We start from the raw sequence: 3,712 nt of genomic DNA on the forward strand, positions 1-3,712 counted from the left end.
GCAGGCCGACGCCCTCAGCTTCGTCTCCGCGCTGCCCGAGGGGGCCGGTACCCGGCTCGGCGAGATGGGCGCGGGCCTCTCCGCGGGCCAGCGCCAGCGGATCGCCCTGGCCCGCGCCTTCCTGAACGACCGCCCGGTGCTGCTGCTCGACGAGCCCACCGCGAACCTCGACGGCGCGACGGAGGCGGCCGTCGTCGGCGCGGTGCGGCGGCTGGCCGAGGGCCGCACGGTCCTCCTGGTCGTCCACCGCCCGGCCCTGCTCCCGCTGGCCGACCGCGTCATCTCCCTGTCGGTGCCCGCAGGCCCACCCGGGCCTGCGGCCAGCTGCGGCCACCCGGGTGTGGGCCGGACCGAGCCCGCCGCCGAGGCCGCCGTGTCCGCCGCACGGGCGGCCGGAGCTGCGCGCGCCGAGGCGCGCGGTGTGGTGGCGGCAGGGGACGCGCCTGCGCGTGGTGAGACGCGCGGTGCGGCGCCGTGGGAGTCGGCGGAGGGCGGTCCGGACGGTGCGGGGGAACGGCCCGGCGCGGGCTGGAGGGGGCCCGTTGGCCCGGGGAGCCCTGCGGCGGACGGTGAGTGCGAGGCCGGTTCGGACAGCCCGCGCGGGCGAGCAGGGGGCGACGGTGGCGCCGAGGGCGCCGCACGGGTCGCCGGATCCGCGCGCACCGAAGCGCCTTTGGCCGCCGCAGCGGCCGCCGCGCCTGGGCGCCCCGCGGCGCGCGGTGCCGGGGCAGCGGATGCGGCTGGGGTGTTGGCACGGGTGCGGGCTGGCGCTCGTGGGGGGCGGGGGCGGTTCTTGTTGGCGCTGGGGCTCGGGAGCCTCGCGCTCATCAGCGCCGTGGGGCTGATGGCCGTGTCCGGGTGGCTGATCTCGCGGGCGTCCCAGGAGCCGCCGGTGCTGTATCTGATGGTGGCGGTCACCGCGACCCGGGCGTTCGGGATCGGCCGGGCCGTCTTCCGCTACGCCGAGCGGCTGGTCTCGCACGACGCGGTGCTGCGGGTGCTGGCCGAGCTGCGGGTCGCCGTCTACCGGCGGCTGGAGCGGCTGGCGCCCGCGGGGCTCAGGGAGACCCGGCGCGGGGATCTGCTCTCGCGGCTGGTGGCCGACGTGGACGCCGTCCAGGACTACTTCCTGCGCTGGCTGCTGCCGGTCGGCGCGGCGCTGGTCGTGAGCGCCGCCTCGGTCGGGTTCACCGCCTGGGTGCTGCCCGAGGCCGGGGCCGTGCTCGCGGTCGGGCTGCTGGTGGCCGGGGTCGGAGCGCCCGCCGTGTCGGGCGCGCTCGCCCGGCGCGCGGAGCGTCGGCTGTCGCCCGCGCGCGGCGCGCTGTCGGCGCAGGTGGTGGATCTGCTGGCCGGGACCGCAGAGCTGACGGTCGCGGGCGCGCTGCCGCGTCGGCTGGACGCGGTGCGCCGGGCCGACGGGGTGCTCACCCGGATCGCCAGGCGGGGCGCCGCCGCCACCGGCGCGGGCGCCGGGCTGTCCGCCCTCGTGTGCGGTCTGACAGTGGCCGTCGCGGCGTGGACCGGGGTCGGGGCGGTGGCCGACGGGCGGATCCACGGGGTGTGGCTGGCCGTCGTGGTGCTGACGCCGCTGGCCGCCTTCGAGGCGGTCGCCGGGCTGCCGCTCGCGGTGCAGCACCGGCAGCGGGTGCGGCGGGCCGCCGAGCGGGTGTACGAGGTGATCGACGCGCCGCTTCCGGTACGGGACGGCGGCACCGAGGAACCGCCCGAGTCGGCCTTCCCGCTGGTGGTGCGCGGGCTGTCGGCGCGCCACGCGGGGCAGCGCACCCGCGCGCTGGACGGGTTCGACCTGGAGCTGCGTCCGGGCCGCCGGATCGCGGTCGTCGGCCCGTCCGGCTCCGGCAAGACCACCCTTGCACAGGTGCTGCTGCGCTTCCTGGACGCCGAGGACGGTACGTACACCCTGGCGGGCCGGGACGCGACGGCCGTGGACGGGGACGCGGTGCGGCGGCTGGTCGGGCTGTGCGCCCAGGACGCGCACATCTTCGACAGCTCGCTGCGGGAGAACCTGCGGCTCGCGCGCCCCGGCGCGGGCGACGACGAGCTGCGCACGGCGCTGGCCGCCGCCCGGCTGCTGGAGTGGGTGGACGGGCTGCCGGACGGGCTCGACACCCACGTCGGCGAGCTGGGCGCGCGGCTCTCCGGCGGCCAGCGGCAGCGGCTCGCGCTGGCCCGTGCGCTGCTGGCGGACTTCCCGGTGCTGGTGCTGGACGAGCCCGCCGAGCACCTGGACCTGCCCACGGCCGACGCCCTGACCGCCGACCTGCTGACGGCGACCCGGGGCCGTACGACCGTGCTGATCACCCACCGCCTCGCGGGGCTGGAGGCGGTCGACGAGGTGATCGTGCTCGACGGCGGCCGGGCCGTACAGCGCGGTACGTACGGGGAACTGGCCGCGGTGGACGGGCCGTTCGGCCGGATGCTGGAGCGCGAGGCCGCGGAGGCCGGGCCGGGGCGCGCGGACGAGACGCTGCCGCTGCGCCCGGGCGCCCCCGTCTGACGGCGGGGGCGCCTCCCGGCGGCGGAAACCTCCGCTTTCCCGGGCAAAAGCCATTCATTACGCTCGGACCATGGCGGCCTCGGTACCGACACCGGACCCCCTGGACGTCGCCGCGGAGGCGACCCGAGGGCTCCAGGGGCTGTCCACCGAGCTGACCGCGCGCGTGCCGCGGCTGCTGGAGGCGATGCGCTCCATCGGCACCGGCCTGGAGCTGCGCGTGGTCCTCGACCGGATCGCCGAGACCGCGGCCGAGCTGGCGGGCGCCCGGTGCGCGGCGATCGGCGGATACGACGCGGCGGGGCAGGGGCTCGCCGACGTCATCTCGTACGGGGTGACCGAGGCGGACCGGGAGCGGTGCGGCTCGCTGGTCAGCGCCCGGTCCGCCGGGGCGGGGCTGCTGTCGGCCGATCCGCTGCCGCGGTCCTTCCTCGGGGTGCCGATCCGGGTGGGGGACGAGGTCTTCGGCCATCTGTGCCTCGCCGAGAAACGGGACGGCGGGGAGTTCAGCGTGCCCGATCTGCACATGGTCAAGGTGCTGGCGACGGAGGCGGGCATCGCCATTGGCAACGCCCGCTTCCATGAGGCGACCCGGCAGCGCGAGCGGTGGATCGACGGTTCGGTGGCCGTCACCCACTCCCTGCTGTCCGGAGACGCCGAGGACGCCCTGGTGGTGGTCGCGGAGAAGGCCCGTCAGCTGGCCGGTTCGGCGGCGGGCTTCGTGCTGGTGCCGGAGGAGGGCGGCGGGCTGGAGATCGTGGCGGTCGACGCCGCGAACCCTGCGGAGGGGGCCGCGCTGCTCGGCACGGTCGTCCCGGCCGGGTCCCCGGCCGTGCCGCGCCTGCTGGCCGGGGAGCCGGTCTTCGTCGACGACCCGGCCGCCGAACCCCGGCCGATCGCCGGGGTCCTGGGCCGTTACGGGCCGAACATGATGCTGCCGCTGAGCGGTGGCGACCGGGTGCTGGGCGTGCTGGCCACCCCGCGCGACCCGGGCGCCCGGCCCTTCACCGCGACCGAGCGCAGGCTCGCCCTCCAGTTCGCGGCGCAGGCCGCGGTCGCGCTGGTGCTCGCCGAGGCGCAGCGCGACCGGGAGCGGCTGGCGGTGCTGGAGGAGCGGGACCGGATCGCCCGCGATCTCCACGACCTCGTCATCCAGCGGCTGTTCGCGACGGGGATGCTGCTGGAGAGCGCGCGGCG

2 protein-coding genes are annotated in these 3,712 nt (G+C 77.8%); both read left to right on the top strand.

Annotated features, from left to right (window positions below):
* Nucleotides 1-2,518: thiol reductant ABC exporter subunit CydC (gene cydC, locus SSOG_RS22530; RefSeq protein ID WP_208867369.1), on the top strand; the 2,518-nt coding region annotated here is incomplete at its 5' end.
* 70 nt (nt 2,519-2,588) lie between these two features.
* Nucleotides 2,589-3,712 (top strand): GAF domain-containing protein (locus SSOG_RS22535; protein WP_009716547.1); only part of this gene is annotated, 1,124 nt, incomplete at its 3' end.

Origin of the sequence: Streptomyces himastatinicus ATCC 53653 (assembly GCF_000158915.1) — a bacterium.
Classification (GTDB): Bacteria; Actinomycetota; Actinomycetes; order Streptomycetales; family Streptomycetaceae; genus Streptomyces; species Streptomyces himastatinicus.